This is a genomic window from Brachybacterium nesterenkovii (assembly GCF_900163655.1).
Taxonomy (GTDB): domain Bacteria; phylum Actinomycetota; class Actinomycetes; order Actinomycetales; family Dermabacteraceae; genus Brachybacterium; species Brachybacterium nesterenkovii.
The window spans coordinates 1-15,886 of the sequence record NZ_FWFG01000110.1 but is presented as its reverse complement, the minus strand read 5'-3'; the positions used below and the strand labels follow the sequence as shown (position 1 = coordinate 15,886).

14 protein-coding genes are annotated in these 15,886 nt (G+C 72.6%); 8 read left to right on the top strand and 6 right to left on the bottom strand.

Features of this window, described 5'->3' with window-relative positions; all coding sequences use genetic code 11:
* Positions 1 to 39: 39 nt before the first annotated feature.
* The 4 genes from FM110_RS12815 to sdhC are packed head-to-tail and all read right to left on the bottom strand — an operon-like array spanning position 40 to position 3,441.
* Positions 40 to 810, bottom strand: a complete 771-nt coding sequence (locus FM110_RS12815; RefSeq protein ID WP_087105140.1) for a succinate dehydrogenase iron-sulfur subunit — start codon at positions 808 to 810, stop codon at positions 40 to 42.
* Complete coding sequence (gene sdhA / locus FM110_RS12810; RefSeq protein WP_087105139.1) at positions 810 to 2,582, bottom strand: succinate dehydrogenase flavoprotein subunit; 1,773 nt, start codon at positions 2,580 to 2,582, stop codon at positions 810 to 812. The genes FM110_RS12815 and sdhA overlap by 1 nt, the downstream gene beginning before the upstream one ends.
* Positions 2,583 to 2,602: 20 nt before the next feature.
* Positions 2,603 to 3,058 carry a succinate dehydrogenase hydrophobic membrane anchor subunit gene (locus FM110_RS12805; RefSeq protein ID WP_087105158.1) on the bottom strand — a complete coding sequence of 152 codons (456 nt, stop codon included), beginning with the start codon at positions 3,056 to 3,058 and terminating at the stop codon, positions 2,603 to 2,605.
* Between the two features lie 5 nt (positions 3,059 to 3,063).
* Positions 3,064 to 3,441, bottom strand: coding sequence for a succinate dehydrogenase, cytochrome b556 subunit (gene sdhC / locus FM110_RS12800; RefSeq protein WP_087105138.1), 378 nt, complete (start codon positions 3,439 to 3,441; stop codon positions 3,064 to 3,066).
* A 273-nt stretch (positions 3,442 to 3,714) separates the two neighbouring features.
* Here sdhC and FM110_RS12795 point away from each other — a divergent pair, with 273 nt between their 5' ends.
* From FM110_RS12795 to FM110_RS12760, 8 genes are all read left to right on the top strand, one after another.
* The gene (locus FM110_RS12795; RefSeq protein ID WP_087105137.1) at positions 3,715 to 5,016 is read left to right on the top strand and encodes a mannose-1-phosphate guanylyltransferase; all 1,302 of its coding nucleotides are present in this window, start codon (positions 3,715 to 3,717) and stop codon (positions 5,014 to 5,016) included.
* Between the two features lie 64 nt (positions 5,017 to 5,080).
* Positions 5,081 to 6,340 (top strand): M20 family metallopeptidase, encoded by a 1,260-nt coding sequence (locus FM110_RS12790; protein WP_234992469.1) that lies wholly within the window; start codon positions 5,081 to 5,083, stop codon positions 6,338 to 6,340.
* A gap of 185 nt (positions 6,341 to 6,525) precedes the next feature.
* Positions 6,526 to 7,632, top strand: coding sequence for a BMP family lipoprotein (locus tag FM110_RS12785; RefSeq protein ID WP_087105136.1), 1,107 nt, complete (start codon positions 6,526 to 6,528; stop codon positions 7,630 to 7,632).
* Between the two features lie 175 nt (positions 7,633 to 7,807).
* Positions 7,808 to 9,379 (top strand): ABC transporter ATP-binding protein, encoded by a 1,572-nt coding sequence (locus FM110_RS12780; RefSeq protein WP_087105135.1) that lies wholly within the window; start codon positions 7,808 to 7,810, stop codon positions 9,377 to 9,379.
* Positions 9,376 to 10,803, top strand: a complete 1,428-nt coding sequence (locus tag FM110_RS12775; RefSeq protein WP_234992468.1) for an ABC transporter permease — start codon at positions 9,376 to 9,378, stop codon at positions 10,801 to 10,803. The genes FM110_RS12780 and FM110_RS12775 overlap by 4 nt, the downstream gene beginning before the upstream one ends.
* Positions 10,800 to 12,152 carry an ABC transporter permease gene (locus tag FM110_RS12770; protein ID WP_234992467.1) on the top strand — a complete coding sequence of 451 codons (1,353 nt, stop codon included), beginning with the start codon at positions 10,800 to 10,802 and terminating at the stop codon, positions 12,150 to 12,152. The genes FM110_RS12775 and FM110_RS12770 overlap by 4 nt, the downstream gene beginning before the upstream one ends.
* 7 nt (positions 12,153 to 12,159) lie before the next feature.
* Entirely contained in the window at positions 12,160 to 12,612 is a 453-nt protein-coding gene (locus FM110_RS12765; RefSeq protein ID WP_234992470.1) for a cytidine deaminase, read from the top strand.
* Positions 12,609 to 13,934 carry a thymidine phosphorylase gene (locus tag FM110_RS12760; RefSeq protein WP_087105132.1) on the top strand — a complete coding sequence of 442 codons (1,326 nt, stop codon included), beginning with the start codon at positions 12,609 to 12,611 and terminating at the stop codon, positions 13,932 to 13,934. Before FM110_RS12765 ends, FM110_RS12760 begins: the two co-directional genes overlap by 4 nt.
* A 33-nt stretch (positions 13,935 to 13,967) precedes the next feature.
* On the opposite strand, the gene FM110_RS12755 is transcribed toward FM110_RS12760, so the two are convergent.
* Together FM110_RS12755 and FM110_RS12750 are read right to left on the bottom strand one after the other, a co-directional pair.
* Positions 13,968 to 14,816 carry a phosphotransferase gene (locus FM110_RS12755; RefSeq protein ID WP_200810250.1) on the bottom strand — a complete coding sequence of 283 codons (849 nt, stop codon included), beginning with the start codon at positions 14,814 to 14,816 and terminating at the stop codon, positions 13,968 to 13,970.
* 4 nt (positions 14,817 to 14,820) lie between these two features.
* Positions 14,821 to 15,886 (bottom strand): NUDIX domain-containing protein (locus FM110_RS12750; protein ID WP_234992466.1); only part of this gene is annotated, 1,066 nt, incomplete at its 5' end.

Genomic DNA, 15,886 nt, shown 5'->3' with positions numbered 1-15,886 from the left:
TCGCGGGGACCGACCGGGCGGCGCAGTCCCGCGGCGTGATCAGACGCGGCCGGTGATGACCGCCTGCTTGACCTCGGCGATGGCCTTGGTGACCTCGATGCCGCGGGGGCAGGCCTCCGAGCAGTTGAAGGTCGTGCGGCAGCGCCACACTCCCTCCTTCGAGTTCAGGATCTGCAGACGCTGCTCGCCGGCATCATCGCGCGAGTCGAAGATGAAGCGGTGCGCGTTGACGATCGCGGCCGGCCCGAAGTACTGCCCGTCGGTCCAGAACACCGGGCACGAGGAGGTGCACGCCGCGCACAGGATGCACTTGGTCGTGTCGTCGAAGCGCTCGCGCTGCTCGGCGCTCTGCAGGCGCTCCCGGCTTGGCTCCTGGCCGCTGGCCACGAGGAAGGGCATGACCTCCCGGTAGGAGTCGAAGAACGGCTCCATGTCCACGATCAGGTCCTTCTCGACGGGCAGGCCCTTGATCGGCTCGACCGTGATCGGCTTGTTCAGGTTCAGGTCCTTGAGCAGGGTCTTGCACGCCAGGCGGTTGCGGCCGTTGATGCGCATCGCGTCCGAGCCGCACACGCCGTGGGCGCACGAGCGGCGGAAGGACAGCGAGCCGTCCAGATGCCACTTGATCTCGTGGAGGGCGTCGAGCACGCGGTCCGTGCCGTGCATGGTGAGGGTGAAGTCCTCCCAGCGGGGCCTGGGGTCCGCGGCCTCGGGGTCGAAGCGCGCGATGCGCAGCGTGACCTCGAACGAGGGGATCTCCGCGGCCTGGGGCTGCGCGGCGGCGTCGTGCTCCTGCACTGCGGTGCTCATCAGAAGGTGCGCTCCTTGGGCTCGTAGCGGGTGATCACGACGGGCTTGGTGCCCAGGCGCAGGGACGTGCCCTCCTCGCCCTGGCCGTCGAGGGTGCGGTAGGCCATCGTGTGCCACAGGAAGTTCGCGTCGTCGCGCTTGTCGTAGTCCTCGCGGAAGTGGCCGCCGCGGGACTCGCGACGGGCCAGCGCCCCGAGCGCGACGACCTCGGCGAGGTCGAGCAGGAAGCCCAGCTCGACGGCCTCGAGGAGGTCGAGGTTGTAGCGGCGGCCCTTGTCCTGCACGGCCACCGTCTCGTAGCGGCGCTTGAGCTCCGCGATGTCCGCCAGAGCCGTCCGGCAGGTCTCGTCGGTGCGGAAAACCTGGACGTTGGCGTCCATGGTCTCCTGCAGGTCGCGGCGGATGTCGGCGATGCGGTCGGTGGTGGCCGGACGATCGCGCAGGCGCTCGAGGAGGTCCACGGTGGGGATCTCGGAGCCCTCGGGGAGCTCGGCGATCTCCACCTCCTGGGCGTGCTCGGCGGCGACGATGCCGGCGCGGCGGCCGAACACGTTGATGTCCAGCAGCGAGTTGGTGCCCAGGCGGTTGCCGCCGTGGACGCTCACGCACGCGACCTCGCCCGCGGCGTACAGCCCGGGGATCACGTCGGACTCGTTGCGCAACACCTCGCCCCGGATGTTCGTGGGGATGCCGCCCATGCCGTAGTGGGCCGTCGGGAAGACGGGGACCGGCTCGGTGTACGGCTCGACGCCCAGGTAGGTGCGGGCGAACTCGGTGATGTCCGGGAGCTTGGCGTCGATGTGCGCGGGCTCGAGGTGCGTGAGGTCCAGCAGCACGTAGTCCTTGTTGGGGCCGCAGCCGCGTCCCTCGCGGACCTCGTTGGCCATCGCGCGCGCCACGACGTCGCGCGGGGCGAGGTCCTTCAGCGTCGGGGCGTAGCGCTCCATGAAGCGCTCCATCTGAGCGTTGCGGAGGATGCCGCCCTCGCCGCGGGCCGCCTCGGACAGGAGGATGCCGAGGCCCGCGAGGCCTGTCGGATGGAACTGGAAGAACTCCATGTCCTCGAGCGGGATGCCCCGGCGCAGCGCCATCGCCGGGCCGTCGCCGGTCAGCGTGTGCGCGTTCGAGGTGGTCTTGAACATCTTCCCGAAGCCGCCGGAGGCGAAGACCACCGACTTGGCGCGGAACACGTGGATCTCGCCGGTCGCGAGCTCGTAGGCGACGACGCCGGCCGCGCGCACGTCCTCGTCGGTGCGGGGGTCGCCCGTCATGAGCACGTCGAGCACGTAGAACTCGTTGAAGAACGCGACGTCCTGCTTGACGCAGTTCTGGTAGAGGGTCTGCAGGATCATGTGGCCCGTGCGGTCGGCCGCGTAGCAGGCGCGGCGCACCGGCGCCTCGCCGTGCTCGCGCGTGTGCCCGCCGAAGCGGCGCTGGTCGATGCGGCCCTCGGGCGTGCGGTTGAACGGCAGGCCCATCTTCTCCAGGTCGAGCACCGCGTCGATGGCCTCCTTGGCCATCACCTCGGCGGCGTCCTGGTCCACCAGGTAGTCGCCGCCCTTGACGGTGTCGTAGGTGTGCCACTCCCAGTTGTCCTCCTCGACGTTGGCGAGGGCGGCGCACATGCCGCCCTGGGCCGCACCGGTGTGGGACCGGGTCGGGTAGAGCTTGGTGAGCACCGCGGTGTGGGCGCGCGTGCTTGACTCGAGGGCCGCGCGCATCCCGGCGCCGCCGGCGCCGACGATCACCACGTCATAGGTATGTGTCTGCATCGGGGGTCAGAACTCCTGGGTCACTTGCAGATGCTGGGGAGGAGGCTCGGATCGGCACCGGCCGGGCACGGATCGAAGGTGAAGATGACGAGGGTGCCCAGCACGATCGTGATGGTCGAGGCGAGGTAGAGCAGGCCCTTGAGCACGAGGCGCGTCCGCGGCGAGCGCGCGTAGTCGTTGATGATCGTGCGCACGCCGTTGCCGCCGTGGATCATCGCCAGCCACAGCATGAGCAGGTCCCATGTCTGCCAGAACGGCGAGGTCCACTTGCCGGCGACGAACGCGAAGTCGATCCGCTGCACGCCGGTGTCGAGCCACAGGTTCACGAACAGGTGGCCGAGGACGAGGAGCACGAGCAGCACGCCCGAGGCGCGCATGAACAGCCACGACAGCATCTCGGTGTTGATGCCGCGCTGGCCGGTGCGGCGGTAGCGCGTGGTGGGCTCGGGGATGCGGGTGGGGGATGCAGACGTCATGGTCATCACGCTCCGAACATGTGCATGAGCTGGCGCGGCACGAAGCCGAGCATGAGGACGATCCACACGGCGACGACGGCCCACAAGAGCATGCGCTGGCGGCGCGCGCCCTGCGACCAGAAGTCCACGAGGATGATCCGCAGGCCGTTCAGCGCGTGGAAGAGGATCGCGCCGACCAGGCCGATCTCCCCGAAGCCGAACACCAGCAGCTTGTAGTGGCCGATGACCTCGTTGTACGCCGCGGGCGACACCCGCACGAGGGCGGTGTCGAGGACGTGCACGAGGAGGAAGAGGAAGATGAGCATTCCCGAGATGCGGTGAGCGACCCAGGACCACATGCCCTCACGCCCACGGTAGAGCGTGCCGGACTGCGCAGATGCCACGGAGGCCTCCAGAGGGGACAGGCGGGATGACGACGGACAGCTCGCGGGCGGGGACGTCGCGCGGGGCGCTGCACCGAGGGCGGGGCTGCGAACGTCGTCGGTCGGTCCTGTTCCGCGATCGCCGGGCGGTGCGGGAGACGGTCCGAGGGCCGCCCGGGCACCGCTGCGGCGGTCGGATCCGGCGGGGCGGCCGGACCCGGATGGGGCCCTGCCACCCTAGCACCGGTGCAGGCAGGGGCGGCGCGGAGGCGGGGGCCGGGATAGCCTGCGGGCATGCCTCCCGTCGACCCCTCCGCCGGATCCGTCGCCGCCGCCGACCCTGCCGCCCGCGGTGCCGGGGCACCGGGTGCTCGCCGCGGCCGGGCGCCGTTCGTCCCGATCGTCCCCGCCGGCGGCGCCGGCACGCGGCTGTGGCCCCTGTCCCGCCGGGCGCGCCCGAAGTTCCTCCTCGACCTGACGGGGACGGGCTCATCCCTCCTCCAGCAGACGATCGAGCGCGTCGCACCGCTGGCCGACCGGCCCCCGATCGTCGTCACCGGCGCTGTCCATGAGGCCGCGGTGCGCGAGCAGCTGGGGGAGCGCGCCCGGGTGTTCGCGGAGCCGTCGCCGCGCAACTCGATGCCCGCGATCGCTCTGGCGGCCGCCGTCGCGCTGCGCGAGGATCCCGATGCGGTGATCGGATCCTTCGCGGCGGACCACCTTGTGGAGGACACGGCGGCGTTCGCCGAGGCCGTCGAGCGGGCCCGCGCCGCCGCCGAGCTCGGCATGCTGGTCACGATCGGGATCGAGCCGACCGGACCCGCCACCGGCTTCGGCTACATCGAGACCGCCGACGCCGAGGCCGATGGGGCCTGTGCCGCGCAGGGAGGCGCGAGCCTCGCGTCGGCGCGGCCCGGGGGAGCGGCACCTGGCGGCGACGCCGCACTCGCCGACCGGCTGCGGTCCGTCGGGGCGCTGCCCGTGGTGCGCTTCGTCGAGAAGCCCGACCGCGAGACGGCCGAGGCGTTCGTCGCCAGCGGTCGCTTCCGCTGGAACGCGGGCATGTTCGTCGTGCGCGCGCAGGTGCTGCTCGACGCCCTCGCCGAGCAGCTGCCGACACTGGCCGCAGGGGCGCGCGAGATCGCCGCGGCCCTCGCGGCCGCAAGGGCCGACGAGCGGGGGGCCGAGACCCTCGAGCGGGTGTGGCCGACGCTGACGCGGATCTCGATCGACCATGCGCTCGCCGAGCCGCTCGCGGCCGCCGGTCGCGTCGCGGTCGTCCCCGGCTCCTTCGGCTGGGACGACGTGGGCGACTTCGCGGCGCTGGCCCGGCAGCTGCGCGGACCGGGAGGAGAGGACGCGCCGACGGGGGGCGGCCAGGACGTGGTCTCCCTCGGTGGCGCTGAGACGGTCGCCGTCGGCGCCCGGGCGACGGTGTACGGTTCCCCGGGTCGTCTGGTGGCCCTCGTGGGCGTCGACGGCGTGAGCGTCGTCGACACGGACGACGCCCTGCTGGTGCTGGGCGACGCCCGGGCGCAGGACCTCTCGGCCCTCGGAGACCTCCTCGAGGCGATTGGCCGGGGCGAGCTGCGCTGAGGAGTCCCCGGCCCGCCCGTGGACGGACCTCGCCCCCGGGTCGCGGGCGAGGAAGGGACGGGACATGACGAGCACCTCCGCGATGCAGACCGGTGCGGAATCGCGCGCGGCTGCGGAATCGCGCGCGGCGCTGCTCGGGGCGGACGGCCTCCTCCGCACGGTGATCGAGCAGCGCTCCGAGGAGCTGCGGGCGATCCGCCGCCACCTCCACGCGCACCCCGAGCCCAGTCACGCCGAGCACGCGACCACCGCGTACATCGCCGAGCGCCTCGAGGCTCTGGGGCTGGATCCGGTGCTCATGCCCCGCACCGGGCTGCACTGCGATATCCCGGGGGCCGATGCGGGCCTGGCGCCCGTCGGCCTGCGCGCCGATATGGACGCGCTCGCGATCCCCGAGCTGACCGACCTGCCCTACCGCTCGCGCGTCGACGGCGTCTCCCACGCCTGCGGCCACGACGTGCACATGGCCGCCGTGCTCGGAGCGGCGATGGCGCTCACGGAGGCGGCCTCCCGCGGTCTCCTGCCCCGCACGGTCCGCCTGGTCTTCCAGCCCTCGGAGGAGCGCCACCCCTGCGGAGCTCTGGAGATGATCGAGGCGGGCGTCGCCGAGGGCCTCGACTCGATCTTCGCCCTGCACTGCGACCCGGGCGTCGACGTGGGGCACGTGGGGCTCAAGCCCGGCCCGATCACCTCGGCGACCGATCCCGTGCGCATCGACCTCAGCGGCCACGGCGGGCACACCTCCCGGCCCCACCTCACGCAGGACCTCGTCTACGCGATGGGGCAGATCATCACGCAGCTGCCCGCCGCGCTCACCCGGCGCATGGATCCGCGCAGCGGCGTGAACCTCACGTGGGGCAGCGTCCATGCGGGCAGCGCCTTCAACGCGATCCCCTCGTCGGGCACCCTCGAGGGGACCCTGCGCTGCCTGGACCACGAGGCATGGGACCGCGCGGAGGAGCTGATGGAGACGATCGTCGCCGACATCGCCCACGCCTGGGGCGTGCGCGCGGACGTCCGCCACGACCGCGGCGTCCCGCCGGTCTCCAACGACCCCCTGAGCGTGCGCCTGCTCGAGGACGCGGTGACCTCGGCGTACGGGCGCGACCGCGTCGACTCCGCGCGCCAGTCCCTCGGCGGCGAGGACTTCGCCTGGTACCTCGAGAAGGTCCCCGGGGCCCTGGCGCGGCTCGGGACGCGCGCGCCCGGGGGACGCACCTACGACCTCCACATGGGCGACTTCGAAATCGACGAGCGCGCGATCGGCATCGGCGCCGCGCTGCTCGCCGGGGTGTGCGTCCACCGCGACCTCCCGCTCGGCTGAGCCGGGCATCGCGGGTCCCGGAGGCATCTGGGTCTCGGTGTCATAACGGTTGTCGGCCCGGACCCCCGGTCCCGTCCGCGGAGGCGTCGACGGGTCTAGTCTCAGACCCTGATCCCCGATCCCGCCCGGGCATGCCGATGACGGACCCCCGGGACCAGCCCCTCGCACGTCCCTGGAGGACCCCCGTGAAGCATCTGCCCCGCGTCGCCGCTCTCGCCGGAGTCGGCGCCCTCGCCCTGGCCGCCTGCGGCTCCGCCCCCGATTCCGCCTCGGGCGGCAGCGACGGAGGCTCGGCCTCCGGCGACTTCAAGGCCTGCATGGTCTCCGACTCGGGCGGCTTCGACGACAAGTCGTTCAACGAGTCCGGCAAGAACGGCCTGGACGCCGCCAAGGAGAACCTGAAGATCCAGACCCAGACCGCGGAGTCGAAGTCGAACGCCGACTTCGTGCCCAACATCGACAACCTGGTCTCCAGCAACTGCAACGTCGTGTTCACGGTCGGCTTCCTGCTGGCCAACGCGACCGCGACCTCGGCCGAGGCCAACCCCGACGTCAAGTTCGCGATCATCGACTCGACCGCCCAGGACGACCAGGGCAACCCGGTGGAGCTGCCCAACGTCAAGCCCGTCTCCTTCGACACCGCCCAGGCCGCCTACCTCGCCGGGTACGTCTCCGCGGGCACCTCCAAGACCGGGAAGGTCGCCACTTACGGCGGCATGAACATCCCGACCGTCACGATCTTCATGGACGGCTTCGCCGACGGCGTGGCCAAGTACAACGAGGTCCACGGCACGAACGTGCAGGTCCTCGGCTGGGACAAGGCCGCGCAGCAGGGCTCCTTCACCGGCGACTTCGAGGATCAGTCCAAGGGCAAGGCCCTCTCCGACGGCTTCTACGACCAGGGCGCGGACATCGTCATGCCGGTGGCCGGTCCCGTGGGCTCCGGCACCCTGGCCTCCGCCAAGGAGCACGACGGCGCCAAGGTCGTCTGGGTCGACTCCGACGGCTACGAGTCGGTCGACGACGCGGCCTCCAAGAAGCTCATCCTCACCTCGGTCATGAAGGGCATCGCTCCGGCCGTCGAGGACGTCACGAAGTCCGCCTCCGAGGACTCCTTCGACAACAAGCCCTACGTCGGCACGCTCGAGAACGGCGGCGTGGACATCGCGCCGTACCACGATCTCGACGCCGAGGTGCCCGCGGAGCTCAAGACCGAGGTCGACCAGCTCAAGCAGGACATCATCGACGGCAAGGTGAAGGTCGAGTCGCAGGCCTCGCCGACGGCGGCCTGACCGCTCCGCCGCACCGCACGACCACGACCGAGCGCCGTGGCTCCGGGGGACATCCCCGGGCCACGGCGCTCGCGCACCACCGCCCGCGGCGCCCGGTAGGATCGGACGGGCCTGTCGCTCCGCCGACGGCGCCCCATCGGCCCGGCCGCGGCCCAGCTCACGGAAGCGAACCCAGGTGAAGCTCGAACTCAGAGGGATCCGCAAGGTCTTCGGCACCTTCGTGGCCAACGACGACATCGACCTCGTCGTCGAGCCCGGCGAGATCCATGCCCTGCTCGGCGAGAACGGCGCTGGCAAGTCGACGCTGATGAACGTCCTGTACGGGCTGTACCGGCCCGACGGCGGCGAGATCCTGCTCGACGGCGCCCCCGCCTCCTTCTCCGGCCCCGGCGACGCCATGGCCGCGGGCATCGGGATGGTCCACCAGCACTTCATGCTCGTGCCCGTCTTCACGGTCGCCGAGAACGTGGTCCTGGGCCACGAGCCCACCGCGGGCGGGATGCTCGACCTCGCCGCCGCCCGGAGGCTCGTGCGGGAGATCTCCGAGCGCTTCGGCTTCGAGCTCGATCCCGACGCCGTGGTCGAGGACCTGCCCGTCGGCGCGCAGCAGCGCGTGGAGATCATCAAGGCGCTCTCCCGCAAGGCCGAGGTGCTCGTGCTCGATGAGCCCACCGCCGTGCTGACCCCGCACGAGACCGACGAGCTGATGGCGATCATGCGCCAGCTGCAGGCCGAGGGCACCTCCATCGTCTTCATCACCCACAAGCTCCGCGAGGTCAAGGCCGTCGCGGACCGCATCACCGTGATCCGCCGCGGCCGCGTCGTCGGCTCCGCCGACCCGTCCGCCGACCAGACGGAGCTCGCCTCCCTCATGGTCGGGCGCTCGGTGGCGCTCGAGCTCGACAAGGCCCCGGCCGCCCCGGGGGACGTGGCCCTTGAGGTCTCCGGCCTGACGGTCGCGGACGCCGCGGGCGTGCAGCTGCTCGACGACGTCTCCTTCGAGGTCCGCCGCGGGGAGATCCTCGGCGTCGCCGGCGTCCAGGGCAACGGCCAGACCGAGCTCAGCGAGGCCCTGCTGGGCCTGCAGGCGCAGGTGCGCGGCTCGATCCGGCTGGACGGCCGCGAGCTCGTGGGGTGCACGACCAAGCAGATCCTCGACGCCGGGGTGGGCTTCGTCCCCGAGGACCGCACCCACGACGCCCTCGTCGGCGACTTCACCGTGGCCGAGAACCTCGTGCTCGACCAGTACGACCGGGCCCCCTTCGGCTCGCGGATCGCGCTGCGGCTCGCCGCGATCCGCGCCAACGCGACCCGGCGCGTCGAGGAGTTCGACGTGCGCACCTCCTCGATCGAGCAGAGCGTCGGCTCGCTCTCGGGCGGCAACCAGCAGAAGGTCGTGATGGCGCGGGCGCTGGGGCGCGACCTGTCGCTGTTCATCGCCTCCCAGCCCACCCGCGGCGTGGACGTCGGGTCCATCGAGTTCCTCCACCGCCGGATCATCGCCGAGCGCGACAAGGGGACCCCCGTGGTCATCGTGTCGACCGAGCTCGACGAGATCTCCCAGCTCTCGGACCGCATCGCGGTCATGTACCGCGGTCGCATCCTGGGCATCGTCCCCGGCGACGAGGACCGCGACGTGCTGGGCCTGATGATGGCCGGCTACACGGCCGAGGCCGCCCGCGAGGCCGTGGCCGGCGGTGCCCGCACCACAGACACCCAGCTCGCGGACGAAGGAGAGATCGCATGAGCGCCGCCCCCTCGGCCTCCGCCCCGGCAGAGGGCGCGGCCGCCCCGGCCGGCACCGGCCTGCTCGGCGGCGGCGCCCCCGCGGACGCTCCCGCCTCCGAGCGCTCCCTCGCCGACCGGATCGTCCGCGGCGACGTCCTCGTGGTCGTCCTCGCCTTCGTCTTCGCGTTCCTCATCGGCTCGGCGCTGATCATCGTCGCCGACGAGGACGTCCGCGCGGCGGCCGGCTACTTCTTCGCCCGCCCGCAGGACACCCTCGGCGCCGCCTGGACCGCGATCACCGAGGCGTACGCCGCGATGTTCCGCGGGGCGATCTTCGACTACCAGGCGCGCACCCCCGCCCGGGCGATCAAGCCCCTGACCGAGACCCTCACGATCGCGACGCCGCTGATCATCGCCGCATGCGGCATGGCCGTCGGCTTCCGCGCGGGCCTGTTCAACATCGGCGGCACCGGCCAGCTCATCACGGGCGCCATGGCAGCCGCGTACATCGGCTTCACGGTCGACCTGCCGCCGGTGCTCCACCTGCTCGTCGCCCTCGTCGCGGGCGTGGCCGCCGGCGCGATCTGGGGCGGCATCGCCGGCTTCCTCAAGGCGCGCTTCGGCGCCAACGAGGTCATCACGACGATCATGCTGAACTGGATCGCCGTCAACGGGTTGAACTACGCGCTGAAGACCACCGCCTTCACGGGCGCCAACAAGAGCCAGCCGGTCTCGCCGGCCGTCGCGGACACCGCCGCGCTGCCTCAGATCCTCGGCCCGCAGTTCCGCCTGCACCTGGGGATCGTCTTCGCGATCGGCGCGATCGTGTTCCTGTGGTGGCTGATGAACCGCTCGGCCATCGGCTTCCGCTTCCGCGCCGTCGGCTCGAACCCGCGCGCTGCCGAGGTGGCGGGCATCGACGTGGGCCGCAGCGCCATCGGCGTCATGGTCACCGCGGGAGCGCTCGTGGGCCTCGCCGGTGCGGTGCACCTGCTGGGCACCGAGCACAAGCTCACCGGCGGCATCGCGGGCTCCGTCGGCTTCGACGCGATCACCGTCGCCCTGCTGGGCCGCTCCGGCCCCATCGGGATCCTGCTCGCGGGCCTGCTGTTCGCGGCGCTCGGCACGGGCGGCCGCTTCATGGAGACCACCCAGGGCGTCCCCCTCGACCTCGTCCAGGTGATCCAGGCGCTCGTCGTGCTGTTCATCGCCGCCCCGCCGCTCGTGCGCTCGCTCGTCGGCCTCGGCGGCGTCGACCGTCCGGGCACGGCGCGCAAGCGCCGCGCTCGCCGCCGCACCGAGGCGACGGACGTGGCGACAGCCGAGGCGACGGCCGCCGAGCCGAGCGCCACGACGGGCTCGACCGCCGTCGCCGAGACCGACGCCGAGGACACGACCCCCGCGGCCCCCGCCGCGCGCCCCGCCGAGGGAGAGAACGCATGAGCACCGCCGTCGCCCCCCAGCCGCCCGTCGCCGACGACACCGTCATCGAGCGGACCGTCCTCGCCGACCGCTCCCGCTCCTGGTGGCACCTGCCGGCGACGCTCACCGTGCTCGCCCTCGCCGCGATGGTGTTCTTCGGCCTGCGCGCCAAGGCCGGCGCCTCCACGACGTTCGGCCTCGCCGAGAAGGCCGCGCTGAACCCCGGCAAGATCATCCCCGAGACGGTCACCGTCCCGACCGGCCCGGCCACGATCGTCCTGACCGCGCTGTGCCTGGCGATCGCCGCGTTCTTCTGGTGGGCGCAGTGGGCGAACGTCGCCCTGCGGCCCCTCGTGCGGATCGGCCTGCTGGCCCTGTTCGCGCTGCTGTGGGTGCTGGGCTTCCTCACCTGGGCGTCTGCGGGCAGCGAGACGATGAGCATCGGCTCGCTCCTGCAGACGACGATCGTGCTGGCGGTGCCGCTCGCCTTCGGCGCCCAGGCGGGCGTCCTGTCCGAGCGCTCCGGCGTGATCAACATGGCCATCGAGGGGCAGCTGCTGTTCGGCGCGTTCGGCGCGGCCCTCGTGTCCTCCCTCGTCGGGGGAGCGCTGGGCCCGTGGGCCGGGCTCGTCGCCGCCCCGCTCATGGCCCTCGTGATCGGCGCCCTGCTGGCGCTGTTCGCCGTCGGCTACCAGGTCCAGCAGATCATCGTCGGCGTGGTCCTGAACGTCTTCGCGGTCGGTCTCACGAGCTTCTTCTTCGGGACGGTGATGCGCCAGAACCCGGAGCGCTTCAACACCGCCTCCGTGCTGCCGCACTGGCGCATCCCGATCCTTGCGGACCTGCCCGTGATCGGGCGCGTGCTGTTCGACCAGAACATCCTCGTGTACCTCATGTGGATCATCGTCGCGGCGCTGACCGTGGCCATGTTCCGCACCCGCTGGGGCCTGCGCGTGCGGGCCGTCGGCGAGCACCCCCGCGCCGCCGACACCGTGGGTATCGACGTGAACCGGACCCGCTGGACGAACGTGCTGCTCGGCTCGGCCGTCGCGGGCCTGGGCGGGGCGACCCTGACCATCGGCACCAACGTCGCCTTCGGCGAGGACATGTCCGCCGGCAAGGGCTACATCGCCCTGGCCGCGATGATCCTGGGCCGCTACCACCCGGCCGGGGCCCTGGCCGCTGCGTTGCTGTTCGCCTTCGCGGATGCGACGCAGCTGAAGCTCTCGGCCGTGAGCGCCGGGGGCGGCGGCATCCCCAGCGACGTGCTGCTCATGCTCCCGTACATCGTGACCCTGTTCGCGGTCGCCGGTGTCGTGGGCCGCGTGCGCGTCCCGGCCGCCGACGGCGTCCCCTACGTCAAGCAGTGACGTCGTGATCCCCGAGGCCTTCGCCGCCCTGCACGCCCGCGCGTGCGCCCTCGCCGAGCTCGCCTACGCGCCGTACTCCGGGTACCGGGTGGGCGCGGCCGGTGAGGTCGACGACGGCCGCGTGGTGACGGGCTGCAATGTGGAGAACGCCGGGTACGGCGTGACCCTGTGCGCCGAGTGCGGCATGGTCTCCGAGCTCATCGCCGGCGGCGGCGGGCACCTGGTGCGCTTCGTGTGCGTCGACGGGCACGGCGCGGTGATCATGCCGTGCGGGCGCTGCCGCCAGCTGCTGGCCGAGCATGCCGCGGACGGCTTCACGATGCTCACCCCGCAGGGGGAGCGCACGCTCGCCGAGGTGCTCCCGCAGGCCTTCGGGCCCGATGACCTGGCCGGTGCCGCCCGATCCGGCGGCGCGCCGACCGCTGATGCCCGACCCGATGACGGAGGAGAACCCCGATGACCGCCGAGACCACCGCCCCGGATGCGCAGGCAGCGCGCGTCGAGCCCTTCGACGCCGTCGACGTGATCCGCACCAAGCGGGATCGCGGCACCCTGAGCGATGAGCAGATCGACTGGGTGATCGACGCCTACACCCGCGGCGTCGTCGCCGAGCGCCAGATGGCCGCGCTCGCGATGGCGATCCTCCTCAACGGGATGGAGCGGCGCGAGATCGTCCGCTGGACCGACGCCATGATCGCCTCGGGCGAACGCATGGACTTCTCCGCCCTGTCCCGCCCCACCGCCGACAAGCACTCCACCGGCGGCGTGGGGGACAAGATCACCCTGCCGCTCGCGCCGCTCGTGGCGAGCTTCGGCGTCGCCGTCCCGCAGCTGTCCGGGCGCGGGCTCGGCCACACCGGCGGCACCCTCGACAAGCTCGAGGCGATCTGCGGCTGGCGCGCCGATCTCACGAACGCCGAGATGATGGCCCAGCTCGAGTCCGTGGGCGCGGTGATCTGCGCGGCCGGGGCGGGACTGGCCCCGGCCGACAAGAAGCTCTACGCGCTGCGCGACGTGACCGGGACCGTCGAGGCGATCCCGCTGATCGCCAGCTCGATCATGTCCAAGAAGATCGCCGAGGGCACCGCCTCGCTCGTGCTGGACGTCAAGACCGGCGCCGGGGCGTTCATGCGCGACGAGGCCGATGCTCGCGAGCTCGCCCGCACGATGGTGGACCTCGGCAACGACGCGGGCGTGAGCACCGTCGCCCTGCTGACCGACATGTCCGCGCCGCTGGGCCTGACCGTGGGCAACGCCCTCGAGGTCCGCGAGAGCATCGAGGTGCTCGCGGGCGGGGGACCTGCCGACGTGGTCGAGCTGACCGTGGCGCTCGCGCGCGAGATGCTCGCCGCCGCCGGGCAGCCCGATGCCGACGTCGAGGCCGCGCTCGCCGACGGCCGCGCGATGGACACGTGGCGCGCGATGATCTCCGCCCAGGGCGGCGACGTGGACGCGCCGCTGCCGGTGGCCCGGCACACCGAGGAGGTCCGGGCGACCGCCGACGGCGTCGTGACCGGCCTGGATGCCATGGCGGTGGGTGTGGCCGGTTGGCGCCTGGGTGCCGGGCGCTCCCGCCCGGGCGAGGCCGTGCAGGCCGGCGCGGGCGTCGAGCTGCACCGCACCATCGGGGACAGCGTGCGCGCGGGCGATCTGCTGGCGACGCTGCACACCGACACCCCGGAGCGCTTCGGCCGCTCGCTCGAGGCCATCGACGGCGCGTGGACGATCACGGCGGACGGCTCGGCGGCACCGCGGCGCATCGTCCTCGACCGCATCGCCTGAGCGGCCCTGATCCATCGGGGCGGTGCGTCGCCATCAGCTCAGCAGGTCGTCGAGCAGGCGGAGGCCATGGCGCTCGAACTCCTCGTCGCCCACGCCGAAGGCCCACACGGCGGTGCTGATCGCCTCGCGTAACAGCATGCGGCGCCATGCGGAGCGGTCCTCGGCGCGCGGATCGGAGCCATAGCCGGCGATGAAGGCCTTCTCGCACGCGGGATGCGCGGGGAAGAGGCGCCCGCTCAGGCGGGTGAAGTCCTCGAGCGCCGGTCGCAGATCTGCACGGCCGAGGTCGATGACGCGGACGGAATCGCCGTCCACCAGCCAGTTGCGCCCGTGGTAGTCGCCGTGGGTGGGGACGAGCACGGCCGGTTCATCCGGCCAGGCGCTGACGTCCGCGCGGGCGGTCCGCGCCATGCCGTCGCTGATGCGGTGAGGCCGTGCGAGGGCCTCCAGCACGTGCTCCCTCTGGTGCGACCACCACGACGGATCCGCGCATGCCGTGTGCCCGTGGAAGAGGGCGAGCAGCGCCCCGGCCTGGCGGTGGACCTCCGGATCCGTCTCCGCGGGAGTCTCCTGCACGAGGGCACCGGGAAGGTAGGAGGTCGCGAGCATCCGTGCGTCGTCGTCCGCATGCAGCAGCCGGCCCACGCGCCTGTCGCGCAGCCAGGGGGCGGTCCAGGAGCGGTGCGCGCGGATCTCGCGCGCGATATGGACGTCCCGTTGGTCACCGGCCTTGACGATGACGTCGCCGTGCTCGGTGCGCAGGTGCAGCACGGTCGTGCCGATCAGGCCCCAGGAGAGGTCGGCGATGAGGTCGGCGTCGGGGAACCAGAGGGCGAGGAGCTCGCGCTGCCGTGAGGTCAGCGTGTCGGGCCCGGTCATCATGCGTTCACAGTGGCAGGACCCGCAGCGCCGGCAGGATGTGCTCGGTCATCAGCGGTGCCCAGCGGCGTCCGGTCTGGGGAGCGGCGACCGTGCACCACTGGGCCTCGGCGATCTCGGCCATGACCTCGACGTCGCGGGGGAGGAGCTCCGCCGGGGCGAGGAACACGCTGGCCTCGACGCGCGTGGCCGGCTCGTTGGCGGCGGGCGCGGTGAACTCGCCCAGCAGCTCGAGCTGGTCCTCGTCAAGGCCCACGCCCAGCTCCTCGGCGATCTCCCGCACCGCGCAGGCGCGCGCGTCCTCGCCGGGCTCGAGCTTCCCGCCGGGCTGCATGAACGAGCCCGTGCCGCGCTTGCGGACGGCGAGGACCTCGAGGCCGCCTGCGCCCATCCGCACGAAGCAGACGGCCGCGATGCGCAGCACGTCCTCAGTGCCGCCCGCTGTCCGCACATGGCGGTCGGCGTCAGCGAGCTGGTCGAGGGCGCGCAGGCGGGCGAGGCCCTCGTGCAGACCCACGCGGCGCATGCCCGCCGCCTCCCAGGCGGTGATCGAGGCCCCCTGCTCGCGCGCGAGCGCATAGCCGCGCCGCATGAGCGTGAGCGGCGGCTTGCGGGACTCGGCGAGGTCCCGGGCCAGTCGCAGGCCGAACACGAGCGGGGCGGGTCGCGACAGGACGAGCGCATCGGCCAGCAGGCCCGCGCGGCGCAGGGGCTCGACCAGCTCGGCGGCGAAGATGCCCTCGGCGACGATCAGGCGCGCATCGCCGGCCGCGAGCTCCCGCGTGCCGGTGCGGCGCGACGCGGAGATCGAGTACTCGGGGATCTCGGTGCGGCCCTCATGCGCCAGATGCGTGAGCGCTGCGAGCGCGGCGCCGGCGTCCCATGAGGCCGGGTCGTCCCAGTCGACGATGCCGAAGCGGCGCGGCAGACCCGGGTCGTCGAGGTCGCGGTAGAACTCGTCGAGCTGCACGAGCGGCAGCCCGCTGCGCTGGGTCATGAGGCCCTTGCCGCTGCCCGAGGGCCCGGCCACCAGGACGATCTGCCGCGGAGGTGCGGGGCGGGCGGGAGCCTGG

Coding starts and splice junctions, on each gene's coding strand:
- FM110_RS12795 (WP_087105137.1), top strand. CDS start 3,715: ATGCCTCCCGTCGACCCCTCCGCCGGATCCGTCGCCGCCGCCGACCCT.
- FM110_RS12815 (WP_087105140.1), bottom strand. CDS start 810: ATGAGCACCGCAGTGCAGGAGCACGACGCCGCCGCGCAGCCCCAGGCC.
- FM110_RS12790 (WP_234992469.1), top strand. CDS start 5,081: ATGACGAGCACCTCCGCGATGCAGACCGGTGCGGAATCGCGCGCGGCT.
- sdhA (WP_087105139.1), bottom strand. CDS start 2,582: ATGCAGACACATACCTATGACGTGGTGATCGTCGGCGCCGGCGGCGCC.
- FM110_RS12775 (WP_234992468.1), top strand. CDS start 9,376: ATGAGCGCCGCCCCCTCGGCCTCCGCCCCGGCAGAGGGCGCGGCCGCC.
- FM110_RS12770 (WP_234992467.1), top strand. CDS start 10,800: ATGAGCACCGCCGTCGCCCCCCAGCCGCCCGTCGCCGACGACACCGTC.
- FM110_RS12755 (WP_200810250.1), bottom strand. CDS start 14,816: ATGATGACCGGGCCCGACACGCTGACCTCACGGCAGCGCGAGCTCCTC.
- FM110_RS12805 (WP_087105158.1), bottom strand. CDS start 3,058: ATGACGTCTGCATCCCCCACCCGCATCCCCGAGCCCACCACGCGCTAC.
- FM110_RS12760 (WP_087105132.1), top strand. CDS start 12,609: ATGACCGCCGAGACCACCGCCCCGGATGCGCAGGCAGCGCGCGTCGAG.